The organism is Bradyrhizobium sp. 160 (genome assembly GCF_023073735.1).
Classification (GTDB): Bacteria; Pseudomonadota; Alphaproteobacteria; order Rhizobiales; family Xanthobacteraceae; genus Bradyrhizobium.
Window position 1 is genome coordinate 96,390 of the sequence record NZ_JADPKD010000028.1, and the last position, 11,860, is coordinate 108,249.

15 protein-coding genes and 1 tRNA gene are annotated in these 11,860 nt (G+C 62.6%); 3 read left to right on the plus strand and 13 right to left on the minus strand.

What is annotated here, in order from left to right; translation table 11 throughout:
• The first annotated feature begins 18 nt into the window (after positions 1 to 18).
• Together hpf and ptsN are read left to right on the plus strand one after the other, a co-directional pair.
• A complete protein-coding gene (hpf, locus tag IVA98_RS10085; RefSeq protein WP_247303934.1) occupies positions 19 to 621 on the plus strand; it encodes a ribosome hibernation-promoting factor, HPF/YfiA family in 603 nt (200 codons plus the stop codon).
• 220 nt (positions 622 to 841) lie between these two features.
• Positions 842 to 1,303 carry a PTS IIA-like nitrogen regulatory protein PtsN gene (ptsN, locus tag IVA98_RS10090; protein WP_027514736.1) on the plus strand — a complete coding sequence of 154 codons (462 nt, stop codon included), beginning with the start codon at positions 842 to 844 and terminating at the stop codon, positions 1,301 to 1,303.
• A 425-nt stretch (positions 1,304 to 1,728) separates the two neighbouring features.
• Here ptsN and IVA98_RS10095 read toward each other — a convergent pair whose 3' ends face one another.
• From IVA98_RS10095 to IVA98_RS10140, 10 genes are all read right to left on the minus strand, one after another.
• Positions 1,729 to 2,226 carry a type II toxin-antitoxin system VapC family toxin gene (locus tag IVA98_RS10095; RefSeq protein ID WP_247303932.1) on the minus strand — a complete coding sequence of 166 codons (498 nt, stop codon included), beginning with the start codon at positions 2,224 to 2,226 and terminating at the stop codon, positions 1,729 to 1,731.
• The gene (locus IVA98_RS10100) at positions 2,223 to 2,519 is read right to left on the minus strand and encodes a type II toxin-antitoxin system Phd/YefM family antitoxin (protein WP_247303930.1); all 297 of its coding nucleotides are present in this window, start codon (positions 2,517 to 2,519) and stop codon (positions 2,223 to 2,225) included. The genes IVA98_RS10095 and IVA98_RS10100 overlap by 4 nt, the downstream gene beginning before the upstream one ends.
• Positions 2,520 to 2,652: 133 nt before the next feature.
• Complete coding sequence (locus IVA98_RS10105; RefSeq protein WP_007598581.1) at positions 2,653 to 2,925, minus strand: BQ00720 family protein; 273 nt, start codon at positions 2,923 to 2,925, stop codon at positions 2,653 to 2,655.
• Positions 2,926 to 2,975: 50 nt separating this feature from the next.
• Complete coding sequence (locus IVA98_RS10110) at positions 2,976 to 3,401, minus strand: Hsp20 family protein (RefSeq protein ID WP_014438749.1); 426 nt, start codon at positions 3,399 to 3,401, stop codon at positions 2,976 to 2,978.
• 381 nt (positions 3,402 to 3,782) lie between these two features.
• Entirely contained in the window at positions 3,783 to 4,862 is a 1,080-nt protein-coding gene (locus IVA98_RS10115) for a sn-glycerol-3-phosphate import ATP-binding protein UgpC (RefSeq protein WP_247303929.1), read from the minus strand.
• A gap of 119 nt (positions 4,863 to 4,981) precedes the next feature.
• Positions 4,982 to 5,830 carry a sn-glycerol-3-phosphate ABC transporter permease UgpE gene (gene ugpE / locus IVA98_RS10120; protein ID WP_247303927.1) on the minus strand — a complete coding sequence of 283 codons (849 nt, stop codon included), beginning with the start codon at positions 5,828 to 5,830 and terminating at the stop codon, positions 4,982 to 4,984.
• On the minus strand, positions 5,830 to 6,711 hold the full coding sequence (gene ugpA / locus IVA98_RS10125) for a sn-glycerol-3-phosphate ABC transporter permease UgpA (RefSeq protein ID WP_247303926.1): 882 nt from the start codon (positions 6,709 to 6,711) through the stop codon (positions 5,830 to 5,832). Before ugpA ends, ugpE begins: the two co-directional genes overlap by 1 nt.
• 50 nt (positions 6,712 to 6,761) lie before the next feature.
• The gene (ugpB, locus tag IVA98_RS10130) at positions 6,762 to 8,078 is read right to left on the minus strand and encodes a sn-glycerol-3-phosphate ABC transporter substrate-binding protein UgpB (RefSeq protein WP_247303924.1); all 1,317 of its coding nucleotides are present in this window, start codon (positions 8,076 to 8,078) and stop codon (positions 6,762 to 6,764) included.
• A 307-nt stretch (positions 8,079 to 8,385) separates the two neighbouring features.
• On the minus strand, positions 8,386 to 9,606 hold the full coding sequence (locus IVA98_RS10135) for a CaiB/BaiF CoA transferase family protein (protein WP_247332736.1): 1,221 nt from the start codon (positions 9,604 to 9,606) through the stop codon (positions 8,386 to 8,388).
• 177 nt (positions 9,607 to 9,783) lie between these two features.
• Positions 9,784 to 10,209: an organic hydroperoxide resistance protein gene (locus IVA98_RS10140; RefSeq protein WP_247303922.1), complete on the minus strand. Its 426-nt coding sequence runs from the start codon at positions 10,207 to 10,209 to the stop codon at positions 9,784 to 9,786.
• Positions 10,210 to 10,361: 152 nt separating this feature from the next.
• Here IVA98_RS10140 and IVA98_RS10145 point away from each other — a divergent pair, with 152 nt between their 5' ends.
• Positions 10,362 to 10,823 carry a MarR family winged helix-turn-helix transcriptional regulator gene (locus IVA98_RS10145; RefSeq protein WP_247303921.1) on the plus strand — a complete coding sequence of 154 codons (462 nt, stop codon included), beginning with the start codon at positions 10,362 to 10,364 and terminating at the stop codon, positions 10,821 to 10,823.
• A 16-nt stretch (positions 10,824 to 10,839) separates the two neighbouring features.
• Here the strand turns inward: IVA98_RS10145 and IVA98_RS10150 are convergent, their stop codons facing one another.
• From IVA98_RS10150 to IVA98_RS10160, 3 genes are all read right to left on the minus strand, one after another.
• Complete coding sequence (locus IVA98_RS10150) at positions 10,840 to 11,082, minus strand: GIY-YIG nuclease family protein (protein WP_247276524.1); 243 nt, start codon at positions 11,080 to 11,082, stop codon at positions 10,840 to 10,842.
• 135 nt (positions 11,083 to 11,217) lie between these two features.
• A tRNA-Ala gene (locus IVA98_RS10155) sits at positions 11,218 to 11,293 on the minus strand.
• 93 nt (positions 11,294 to 11,386) lie between these two features.
• Positions 11,387 to 11,794: a TIGR02300 family protein gene (locus tag IVA98_RS10160; protein WP_247303920.1), complete on the minus strand. Its 408-nt coding sequence runs from the start codon at positions 11,792 to 11,794 to the stop codon at positions 11,387 to 11,389.
• Between the last annotated feature and the right edge of the window lie 66 nt (positions 11,795 to 11,860).

The following is an 11,860-nucleotide window of genomic DNA, read 5'->3' on the forward strand; positions in this document are numbered from 1 at the left end:
AACCAAGCGAGGCATCACATGACTCTTCGAATTTCGGGAAAGAGCATCAGCGTCGGCGAGGCCCTGCGCGGCCGCGTTGCCGAGCGCACGGATGAGGTGCTGCGCAAATATTTCGACGGCAATTATTCCGGTCACATCACGCTGAGCAAGGACGGCTTCGGCTTCCGCACCGATTGCGCGCTGCATCTCGATTCGGGAATCACGCTGGAGGCCGATTCGAACGCGCCGGATGCCTATGCCAGCGCCGACCAGGCGCTGGTGATGATCGAGAAGCGGCTGCGCCGCTACAAGAATCGCCTCAAGGACCGTTCCGCCCGCAAGGCCCATGCCGCCTCCGAGGCGATGGCGGCGCTCGATGCCACGAGCTATGTGCTCGAGGCGCCCGAGGGCGAGGACGAGGTCGCCGGCTACAGCCCCGTCATCATCGCCGAGCAAACCACCTCGCTGAAGCGCCTCTCGGTCAGCGAGGCCGTCATGGAACTCGACCTGAGCGGGGCGCCCTGCCTGGTCTTCCAGCACGGCTCCTCGGGCCGGGTGAACATCATTTACCGCCGGGCGGATGGCAATGTCGGCTGGATCGACCCGCCGGGGGCCAAGGGGGACGGTAAGTCCGATGTTTAGGGCCGAGACCCGGGCTCCGTACCATCCCGGGCCTTTAACAATGTCCGTGGCAAAGCCGCACGCGGGAGTTGGCACCGGGATTGCGTTGGAGTAGAAGCGCCCCACATCAGGACCGGGGCTAAGTCCGCCTCCTGCTTCATGTTATTGACGTCGGCGCAGCTTGGTCTATCAAGCTGGCCAAATCGGAACCTGACGGCTTAATTCACCTCGGAAAGCTTCCATGCCGATTACCGATCTGGTCGCACCCGAGGCGATTCTCCCGGCATTGAAAGTCAACAGCAAGAAGCAGGCCTTGCAGGAACTCGCGGCCAAGGCCGCCGAGCTGACCGGGCAGAACGAACGCTCCGTGTTCGAGGTGCTGCTTCAGCGCGAAAAGCTCGGCACCACCGCAGTCGGCTACGGCGTCGCCATTCCCCACGGCAAGCTGCCCAAGCTCGAAAAGATCTTTGGTCTGTTCGCGCGCCTCGATCGCCCGATCGATTTCGAATCGATGGACGGCCAGCCGGTCGATCTCGTCTTCCTGCTACTCGCCCCCGAAGGCGCCGGCGCCGACCATCTCAAGGCACTCGCCCGCATCGCTCGCCTCTTGCGCGACCAGGACATCGCCAAAAAACTCCGCGCCTCGCGCGACGCCCAGGCGATCTATTCGGTGCTGGCCCTGCCGCCGGCGACGGCGGCGTAACAGACCGAGTGTTCAAGTTGTCCCGCACCTGCCGACGTAAGTGCGAGTCTAGCTGGGCGAATACGCCCGCGATCTGCCCCGTGGTGATCTTGAGCGGATCGCCCCTCTCTGTGAGATCGTCGCCGGAGCTGGTAAGCACCCGGGCCCCGCGCTCGATCAGCGCGATGATGCCGACCTCTTGGACGATCAGCTGGCCCAAACCTTGACGCTTCCTCGACCACAACGGTCCGCACGCCATTTGACTCAATCCGGTCCAGCAAGGCGGAAAACCCCCCGGCCGACTCTCGATCGGGTCCGCCCTGCTGACGCCCTGGCCGCTGCTCTTGTTTCGATTTCTTGAGCGTGATCGGCTGCCTCTGCTGCAGCCAGCTGGCCTGGTCTTGCTCGAAACGCAAAACGGGCACCTCTTCGCGTGAAGCCATATTTCAGAGAAGGGCGACGATCTTTTCGAGGGTGATGGGCGATGCCACTGATGCGTTCTTGTCTCGGTGGTGAAACGTGCTCGTCCACGGATCGAACGTAGGCACTCCTGCTTCGACAAACTCGCTTACATCGCGCGTCACGACAGCCAGATCTTGCAAGGCTGCAATTGTCGCGATGAACAAGTCCGGTTGACCGAAAGTGCGTCCGCGTTTCCGTCCATCGGCGACCATCGTCTTCCATCGAATGATCACTTCTTCGGTGATACCAAGAACTCGTCCACTGAAGAACGGTCGAAGAGAGTTATCGAGCCACGAGCGAAGATCGGCCCGTCGGGCCGGATCACCCAGCTGCTCGATGCCGTAGACGATCTCGGCAAAGGTGACGTCCGTGACGAACAGCGTTTCGCCTCGTTGAGCATTGATGAAGCCTACAACGGCGGGGTTGGCATTGGGCTTGCGCAGCTCAGAAACGACATTGGTGTCGAGCAGCCAACCTCTCAAAGTTCGATGTCCCGAACCCTGGACTTCACGGTAAGCCGGTCAAATTCGATGTCCGCCAAGGGAGAGTCCGCGAGCATCTTCACGAGATCGCGGCCGCTCGGGGGATTCTGAAGACGGTCAAAATCGTCGGCCCCGACGATTACCGCTGCGTCCTTGCCATGCAGGGTAACCCGCTGCGGTCCCGTGCGTTGAGCTTCCCTCACGACCTCGCTGAAATGCGCTTTCGCGTCCTGAAGGCTCCATCGCCCAGATCGGGAGCCCCTCTTGGAGGCGTTGCGCTTGACTGGGGGCATGTGGCTCTCGCATCTAGTCAGAACGACCAGAATCTAAAAGGTTTGAATTCATCCGTCAAAGCGAAATGGGCATGCTCTCGTGCGAGAGCATGCCCATTCGAATCTCTGCTGCTGTGCTTGGTCAGCTCACCGCTCAGTGCACGCTCACCGCTTGCAGCTCGTTGCTCCAGGCATTGGCGATCGCGGCTTCGCGGCTGTCGGTCAGCATGATCGGCGTGCCGTCGGCGGCGTGAAGCGCGAACAGCTTGAGGCCCGGCGCGATTTTCGGCGCTTCGGGAAACAGGCCCGGCACGTCCTCGGAGCGGATCTGCTTCACATAGGCGATATGGCCTTCGCCGAGGGTTGCCAGCGTCTCCGGCGAGACATTCTTGGCTTCGTATTCGAACGCAACGTGACCTTCACTCATGGTCTCGACTCCTCTGGAACACTAAGCGGTCGAGTCCGCTACTCGTTCCATTATTCGTGCTCATTGATAGCGATTGTCTTAACGATCCGCTCCGGCTCAGGCCGGGCCAGATCGACCGACAACAGCCCGTTCTTCAGATCCGCACCCAGCACCAGCATCCCCTCCGCCAGCACGAAGGTGCGCTGGAAGTGGCGCGCGGCGATCCCGCGGTGGATGTATTGCCGGGTCTTGTCGTCCTGCTGCCGCCCGCGGATCACGAGCTGGTTTTCCTCAATGGTTACATCGAGTTGGTCGCGGGTGAAGCCGGCGACCGCCAGCGTGATGCGCAAACGCTCGGGCTGGCCGTCCGACCGGTCGCACCTCTCGATATTGTAGGGAGGATAACCGTCGGCGCCTTTGACGACGCGATCGAGCACGCGCTCGATCTCGTCGAAGCCCAGCAGGAAGGGACTGGAGAGCGTTGGAACACGAGACATAGTTTACAAAGTCCTCGCAGAAGCGACTTTGGTGTGTCGGAGCCCGCAAGCGGCACCCCTTGGTCAGCAATATGGGCATATCCCCGTGTGGGTTCAAGCAGGTAGCACGAGCCCTGCACAGGTGGCATTCCCGCATGTGGTGCGGTTTGCTTCGCGTAGAGCGTTTGCGCATTGTCATGGCTGGGGCATGGCCGTCCGTAAGACGGCGCCGCTTCCGCTCGCCGATATTCCCACGACCGTTCTCTCGACACCAGGAGCAATGCCCGGGACAAGTTCGGGGACGGCAAAATGCAGGGCGATTTATGTCAATGAAAACAAGCCCCTTCTACTGTGCATGGGGTTGTTTTCGCACTTTTTGTTAGCTGTCCCTTCGGAACCCGGTCAGGCTTCCAACCGCTTCCGCCCATCGCCGCTGAACAAATGCAGCTTTTGGCGAACCGCTGCGACGCGGATCTGCTGACCGATGGCTGGCGCCTCGGTTCCGGGAAGGCGGACGATGACCTCGCCGGGCGGCAGCTCGCCGGGCGTGGCGGCGACGCGCTGGTCTTCCTGAGCCCGCGAGCCGTAGACGAAGGTTTCGGCGCCGACGCGTTCGATCGCTTCAACGGTGAGGGGCAGCGCGACGCCGCCGGCGGGCGCCTGCTCGGTGATGACGAAGTCTTCCGGGCGGATGCCGAGGATGCCGGCCTCGCTGCCGCCGAGCTGCGACTTGATCTCGTCGGGACGGGTGGACATCAGGTTCATCGGCGGCGCGCCGATGAAAGAGGCGACGAAGGTCGTAGCCGGCTGCTGGTAGATCGCGAGGGGATTGCCGACCTGCTCGACCTGGCCGCCATTCATCACGACCAAAATGTCGGCGAGCGTCATCGCCTCGAGCTGATCATGGGTGACGTAGATCGACGTCGTGTTGAGCCGGCGCTGCAATCTGCGGATCTCGACGCGCATCGCGATGCGCAGCTTGGCATCGAGGTTGGAGAGCGGCTCGTCGAACAGAAACACCTTCGGCTGGCGCACGATGGCGCGGCCCATGGCGACGCGCTGGCGCTGGCCGCCGGAAAGCTGGCGCGGCTTGCGCTCCAGCATGGCGGAGAGCTCGAGCACGCGCGCCGCTTCCCCGACGCGGGTCTTGATCTCGGCTTCCGCCATTCCGCGGTTGCGCAGACCATAGGCCATGTTGTTGTAGACGCTCATATGCGGATAGAGCGCGTAGTTCTGAAACACCATCGCGATGTCGCGATCGGCGGGCTCGACCTGGTTGACGATGCGGCCGCCGATGTCGATCTCGCCGCCGGTGACGGTCTCCAGCCCCGCGACCATGCGCAGCAAGGTCGACTTGCCGCAGCCGGAGGGGCCGACCAGCACGCAGAACTGGCCGTCGCCGACATCGACGTCGATGCCCTTGATGGCTTCGAAGCCGCCGGGATAGGTCTTGCGAACGTTGCGCAGGGTGACGTTAGCCATTGCTCGCTCCGCTCGCGCGAATGGCGAATCGTGAGTGGCGAGTAGTGGGGCTGTGTGGAATGCCGCAGCCATTCAATCGTCGGCGGACCATTCGCCATTCACTATTCGCCATTCGCCCCTCACTTTTCCGTCTCGACTAGGCCGCGCACGAACAGCTTCTGCATGGCGACGACGACGAACACCGGCGGCAGCATGGCCAGCACGGCAGTTGCCATCACGATCGGCCATTCGGTCAGCGCGTCGGTGGTGGTGATCATCTTGCGGATGCCGATCTGGATCGTCTGCATGTCGTCGCGGGTGGTGATCAGCAGCGGCCAGAGGTATTGGTTCCAGCCGAGGATGAACAGGATCACGAACAGCGCCGCCATGTTGGTGCGCGACAGCGGCAGCAGCGTATCCCAGAAGAAGCGCAAGGGGCCGGCGCCGTCGATCCGCGAAGCTTCCAAAAGCTCGTCCGGCACGGTCATGAAGAACTGGCGGAACAGCAGCGTTGCGGTGGCCGACGCGATCAGTGGCAGCGACAGGCCGGCATAGCTGTCGAGCATGTGCAGATCGGCGACGATCTTGTAGGTCGGATAGATGCGCACCTCGACCGGCAGCATCAGGGTGATGAAGATCAGCCAGAAGATCGGCATCCGGAACGGAAAGCGGAAATACACGATCGCATAGGCCGAGATGATCGAGATCGCGATCTTGCCGACCGCGATCAAGAGCGCCATCACCAGCGAGTTCAGCATCATGTTGCCGACCGGTTCGCGAGTCGAGCCGCTCGTGCCGATGAAGATCGTCTGGTAGTAAGTTTTGAAGAACTGACCGCCGGGCAGCAGCGACATCTGTCCGTTCGCGATCAGCGCGTTGTCCTGGGTCGAGGCGACGATCGCGATGTAGACGGGGAAGGCGACGATCGCGATCCCGATCCAGAGGATGATATGAGCGACGTAGCGCCGAAAGCCTTCTTCCTCGACCATCAGTAGGTCACCTTGCGTTCGACGAAGCGGAACTGGATTCCCGTCAGCACGATCACCATGATCATCAGGATCACCGATTGCGCCGCGGAGCTGCCGAGATTGCCGCCGAGCAGGCCGTCGGAATAAACCTTGTAGACCAGCGTCTCCGTCGACTTGCCGGGACCGCCGCGGGTCATGGTGTCGATGATGCCGAACGTGTCGAAGAAGGCGTAGACGATGTTGACGACCAAAAGGAAGAAGATGGTCGGCGACAGCAGCGGGAAGGTCACGGTCCAGAACCTGCGCATCGGGCGCGCGCCGTCGATCGCGGCGGCCTCCAGCACGCTTCGCGGGATGCTCTGCAGGCCCGCGAGGAAGAACAGGAAATTATAGGAGATCTGCTTCCAGGCGGCGGCGAGGATGATCAGCGTTGCTGCCTGGTCGCCGTCGAGCAGCGGATTCCAGTCGATGCCGAGGACGCGCAAATAGCGCGAGAGCACGCCCAGCGAGGGATGCAGCATGAAAATCCAGAGCACGCCGACGACCGGCGGCGCCACCGCATAGGGCCAGATCAGCAGCGTGCGGTAGAGCATCGAGCCGCGCAGCGGCTTGTCCGCCATCACGGCAAGGAGCAGCGCAAACGAGAGCGACGAGACCGCGATGGCGAACGAGAAGAAGAAGGTCCGCACGATCGCTTCGAAATAGGCGCGGTCCTGCAGAAGCTCGAGATAGTTGTCGAACCAGACGAAGCTCGTCGAAAGACCGAAGGCGTCCTGGAGCAGGAAGGACTGGATCACTGCCTGCAACGCCGGCCAGTAGAAGAAAATCAGGACGATCGCGAGCTGCGGCGCAACCAGCGCGTAGGGCAATAGCTTCGATTGGAAAATGGCTTGTTTTTGCATGATGCGCGCAGGAGCGGCAGGCCGGGTAACCGGCCTGCCGCCGATCGCCTTCACTTCACGGCGGTCTTTTCGAACTGCCGCAGCATCGTGTTGCCGCGTTCGACGGCGGCATCGAGCGCCTGCTTGGCGGTCTTCTTGCCGGCGAGCGCCTGCTCGATCTCTTCCGACCAGACGTCACGGAGCTGCACCATGTTGCCAAGGCGCAGGCCGCGGGAATTCTCGGTCGGCTCCTTGTTGGTCAGCTCGAGCAGCGGGGTCTCGAGATAGGGCTGATCCTTGTAGAAGCCTTCCGCCTTGGCCTTCTCATAGGCCGCTTTGGTGATCGGCAGATAGCCGGAGGCCTTGTGGATATAGACCTGGCGGTCGGTGTCGGAGAGGAAGCCCAGGAACTTCGCGACGCCCTTGTACTCGTCGGCCGACTTGCCGCCCATCACCCAGAGCGAGGCGCCGCCGATGATCGAATTTTGCGGTGCGCCCTTCACGTCGGGATAATAGGGCATCGGCACGGCGGTGAAGGCGAACTTGGCCTGCGCCTTGACGTTGCCGAAGAACGCCGAGGAGGTCAGATAGAGCGGGCATTCACCCGACGTGAAGCGGCCTTCGCCGGTGTTGGTGCGGCCGGCATAATCGTAAGTCTTGTCCTTCTGGAGCTCGACCAGCTTCTCGAGGTGCTTGACCTGAAGCGGGCCGTTGAATTCAAGCACGGTGTCGAAGCCGTCGAGGCCATTGGCCTTGGTCGATAGCGGCACGTTGTGCCAGGCGGAGAGCTGTTCGAGATTGACCCAGGTGACCCAGGAATTGGAGAAGCCGCAGGTGGGGTGGCCGTTGTCGTGCAGCTTCTTGGCGGCGTCGAACACTTCAGGCCAGGTCTTCGGGATTGCGACGTTCGCCTTCTTCAGCTCGTCGAGGTTGACCCACATCACCGTCGACGACGAGTTGAACGGGAAGGACAGCATCTCGCCCTTCGAGGTCGAGTAATAGCCGGTGATCGCGGGCAGGTAGGCCTTGGGATCGAACTTCTCGCCGGTCTCGGCCATCAGCTTGTAGACCGGCTTCACCGCGCCGGTCGCCGCCATCATGGTGGCGGTGCCGACCTCGAACACCTGCATGATGTGCGGCGCATTGCCGGCGCGGAAGGCCGCGATGCCTGCGTTCATCGTGTCGGGGTAGTTGCCCTTGTAGGTCGGGATCACCTTGTAGTCGCTCTGCGACGCGTTGAAGTCGGTGGCGAGCTTGACGATGACGTCGTTGTTGGCGCCGGTCATCGCGTGCCACCACTGGATCTCGGTCACGGCCAGGGCCGGCGAGGCCATCATGCCAACCGTGGCCGCGACAGCCGCAGCCGCACCAAAATGTCGAAGAGCCATCAAGAAAACCTCCCTTGCCCGTCAATAAAGAAGCGCTTGCGCTAGCAGTGCCATATGACGTTCACATGACTGTGTAAGCGGCCGAAACGAAAGCGGCAAGCGCTGGAAAAGGGAAGCCGGAAAATAGGCGAAGGCGTGCGGGAGACCGCGCCGTGCGTTCGCGCTGCACACGCGTGCTCGCGCCGCAGTGCGGCATTGGATGACGTGAGTTGTCTATCAGGCGGCGGTCTCGAACACCTCTCCCGCTTGCAAGCGGGGAGGGTGCGCACCGCCGTTGCGGCAACGCTGAGGTCTATTTCACGAGGCCTCAGCGCTTGCGCTCGGGGCCGCAGACCACGCCCTTTTCGACCATCGCGTCGATCTCCGCCCTGGAGTAGCCGAACTCGCCCAGCACCTCCGCCGCGTGCTGGCTGAATTTCGGCGGCAGGCGGCGCAGGCTCGGCTTGCTGCGGTCGAGCCGGATCGGCGAGGCGACGCCCTTGTACCAATCCTTCTCGATGATATCGCCGCGCGCGATCGTGTGGGGATTCGTGAGTGCCTGGTCGATTTTCTGCACCGGGCCAGCGGGCAGGCCCGCCGCGAGCAGGCGGTTGCACAGCGGTTCGGCCTCGTGCTGGCTGAACACCGCGGCGAGCTCGGCGCGCAGCGCCTCGCGATTGGCGATGCGGTCCTTGTTGCGGGCAAAGCGCGGATCGGTGCCGAGCTCGGGCTTGCCGATCTCCTTGGCGAGCTTGCGGAAAGTGCCGTCATTGCCGACGCCGATGAAGATGTTGTCGGTTTTCGTCGGGAAGATCGCGTAAGGCACGAGGTTGGGATGCTCGTTGCCGGTGAGCGCAGGTGGCTTGCCATGCATGAAATAATTGGCGGTGTGCGGATGCATGATGGCAAGGCCGGTCTCGTACAGCGTCGTCTCCAGGAACTGGCCCTTGCCGGAGCGCTGGCGCTCCGATAGCGCCATCAGGATGCCGATCGCCGCGTACAGGCCAGTGGTGATGTCGACCAGCGGCACGCCGATCCGCATCGGGCCGCTCTCCGGAGAGCCGGTCGCCGCGATCATGCCGGTCATGGCCTGGATGATGGCGTCATAGCCGGGATTGCCGCCGCGCGGACCGTCGGCGCCGAAGCCGCAGATCCGGCAGTGCACGAGGCGCGGGAATTTTGCGCGCAGCACCTCGTTGCCGATGCCCCATTTCTCCAATGTGCCCGGCTTGAAGTTCTCGATCAGGACGTCGGCCGTCTCCAGCATCTTCAGCAGCACGGCGCGGCCCCCTTCGGAGGCGAGGTCGAGGCCGATCGAGCGCTTGTTGCGGTTGATGCCGACGAAATAGGCCGCATCCTCCTCATGGAAGGGAGGGCCCCATTCGCGCACCTCGTCGCCCGCCGGCGGCTCGACCTTGATCACGTCGGCGCCGTGGTCGGCGAGGATCTGGGTGCAGTAGGGACCGCCGAGCACGCGCGTGAGATCGATGACGCGCAATCCACTCATGGCACCCAGACCGGCTTCAGAACCCGCGGCTTCAGAATTCATGCCTTCGCTTCCCCTGTGTCGATGCTTGATCACAGGCCTAGCGAGGTTCGTGCATCCCAGCAATGGCTCCGCCCGTGGGGCCGTATGCGCCGCCGCAGCGCAATCCCGCGGAACGGCAAACCAATGGAAAGCAGCCAGCCCGAGGGGGATCTCGGGCCAGCCAATCCGCAATTGCGGTCAGACGACCGTCAGGCGAACGTCGACATTGCCGCGCGTGGCGTTGGAGTACGGGCACACCTGGTGCGCCTTCTCGACCAGCGCCTCAGCCTCGGCGCGAGCCAGGCCCGGCAGCGAGACGGCGAGATCAATGTCGAGACCAAAACCGCCCTCGGAGCGCGGGCCGATGCCGACGATCGAGGTGACGGACGCGTCATTGGGAACCTTGGGGCCGCCCTGCGACGCCACGAACTTCATCGCGCCGATGAAGCAGGCGGCATAGCCCGCCGCAAACAGCTGCTCGGGGTTGTTGCCGGCGCCGCCTCCGCCGCCGAGCTCCTTCGGCGTGGTCAGCTTGACGTCGAACGCGCCGTCGAGCGTTGCAGCATGGCCGTCGCGGCCGCCGGTCGCCTTGGCACTGGTCTTGTAGAGGACGTTCACGGACATTTTCATCTCCCTCGGGTTCGGGTGGACGCGATCTGTATCGCAGACAATTAGATTGCGCGCAACTCAAATTGCAATGCCTCACATTTAATTGTTTGCAATTGAATTTACGGCCGCCCGGCCCCACAATACGGGCAAATCCCGCGAGAGTCCCCATGGCCCGGAAACCATCGGCAGCGGACGCGCCGCTGCGGCTCGACAATCAGATCTGCTTCGCGGTCTATTCGGCCGCGCATGCTTTCAATCGTGTCTACAAGCCGCTGCTCGACCGGCTCGGCCTGACCTATCCGCAATATCTGGTGATGCTGGTGCTATGGGAGCGCGACGACGTACCGGTCAGGGATATCGGCGAGAAGCTGTTCCTGGATTCCGGCACGCTGACGCCGCTGCTCAAGCGGCTCGAGGCCGCCCATCTCGTGAGGCGCACCCGCTCGAGCGAGGACGAGCGTCAGGTGCTGATCGCCCTGACGCCGCAGGGCCACGCGCTGAAGGACAAGGCACGCAGCGTGCCGCAATCCATTCTGGCGGCGTCGGATTGCTCGGCGTCGGAACTGGTCGCAATGAAGGACGAGATCGTCGCATTGCGCGACCGGCTCAATGCGGTGATCGGGGAGTAGGGAAGTTCGTCAGAGCCTAGGAAAGCCGCTTCTTCGTGAAGGCGCGGCCGGAATGAGACTTCAGGTACTTTTCAAACGCCAGAGCTTTGTACTTGTCGGGGAAGGCGCAGTACCAGATCAGTTTCCAAGGCTTATACTTAGCGGTGTGGCTAGATTTGCCGGCATTGTGTTCCGGAATTCGCCGCTTCAAATCTTCCGTGGCGCCGATGTATTCCTGATCAGGAAAGTCAACGCTTTGGAGAATGTAGACGTACCACATTGACGGCTATCGCCTGGGTAGTCGTTAAGTGGGCGTCGCACCAGTCCGTCTTCGCCCTTCGGGCTACGCCGGACACCACGCTTCACCCTTCGGGCTCTGCGTGGCTGCGCCACGCAGAGCCCGAAGGGCGAAGCGTGGTGGAGCCAGGCGGGATCGAACCGCCGACCTCTTGCATGCCATGCAAGCGCTCTCCCAGCTGAGCTATGGCCCCTTAACTTAGACCGGATGAACCTGGTGGATCACCCCAACCGGCGAGCCCTGGTGACTCGCGCGGTGCACCCTTTTTCACAGATCAGGGCTGATCTCAAGTCTCTTCATCACCTCCGACATCACCAATGATGTCGGTCACGTCCTCATCGCCCTCTTCGTCGTCGGCAATGAAGGTCGAATCGTCGTCATCGTCGTCCTCGATGGTCTCGTCGACCTCGATGTCGTCCTCGGACTCCGGCACGACGGCCTTGACCTTGCCGGTGTTCTCCTCGGCGTCAGCCTCCTCGAGCGAGACCAACTCCTCGGCCTCTGCCGGCTCCGGCGTCGTGTCCGGGGCCATGCTGCGGGCCTCGGCGCCGCGCGACGCACGTGCGGGCGCAACCGGGGCGATCGGCACCACTTCGCCGGTATAGGGCGAGATCACCGGATTCTTGTTGAGGTCATAGAACTTCTTGCCCGTGGTCGGGCAAATACGTTTAGTTCCGAGTTCGGACTTGGCCACGGCAGGAATCCTGGGAATGTCTGAAAAGCGGTGCTTCACTTGGCTAGTTGGCGGCCCGCTGTCAAT

Bases quoted from the DNA above. Each gene is read 5' to 3' on its own strand.
- IVA98_RS10135 (WP_247332736.1), bottom strand. From the start codon at position 9,606: ATGAATTCTGAAGCCGCGGGTTCTGAAGCCGGTCTGGGTGCCATGAGT.
- ugpB (WP_247303924.1), bottom strand. From the start codon at position 8,078: ATGGCTCTTCGACATTTTGGTGCGGCTGCGGCTGTCGCGGCCACGGTT.
- IVA98_RS10105 (WP_007598581.1), bottom strand. From the start codon at position 2,925: ATGAGTGAAGGTCACGTTGCGTTCGAATACGAAGCCAAGAATGTCTCG.
- ugpE (WP_247303927.1), bottom strand. From the start codon at position 5,830: ATGGTCGAGGAAGAAGGCTTTCGGCGCTACGTCGCTCATATCATCCTC.
- IVA98_RS10150 (WP_247276524.1), bottom strand. From the start codon at position 11,082: ATGTGGTACGTCTACATTCTCCAAAGCGTTGACTTTCCTGATCAGGAA.
- IVA98_RS10115 (WP_247303929.1), bottom strand. From the start codon at position 4,862: ATGGCTAACGTCACCCTGCGCAACGTTCGCAAGACCTATCCCGGCGGC.
- ptsN (WP_027514736.1), top strand. From the start codon at position 842: ATGCCGATTACCGATCTGGTCGCACCCGAGGCGATTCTCCCGGCATTG.
- IVA98_RS10145 (WP_247303921.1), top strand. From the start codon at position 10,362: ATGGCCCGGAAACCATCGGCAGCGGACGCGCCGCTGCGGCTCGACAAT.
- ugpA (WP_247303926.1), bottom strand. From the start codon at position 6,711: ATGCAAAAACAAGCCATTTTCCAATCGAAGCTATTGCCCTACGCGCTG.
- IVA98_RS10110 (WP_014438749.1), bottom strand. From the start codon at position 3,401: ATGTCTCGTGTTCCAACGCTCTCCAGTCCCTTCCTGCTGGGCTTCGAC.
- hpf (WP_247303934.1), top strand. From the start codon at position 19: ATGACTCTTCGAATTTCGGGAAAGAGCATCAGCGTCGGCGAGGCCCTG.
- IVA98_RS10140 (WP_247303922.1), bottom strand. From the start codon at position 10,209: ATGTCCGTGAACGTCCTCTACAAGACCAGTGCCAAGGCGACCGGCGGC.
- IVA98_RS10100 (WP_247303930.1), bottom strand. From the start codon at position 2,519: ATGCCCCCAGTCAAGCGCAACGCCTCCAAGAGGGGCTCCCGATCTGGG.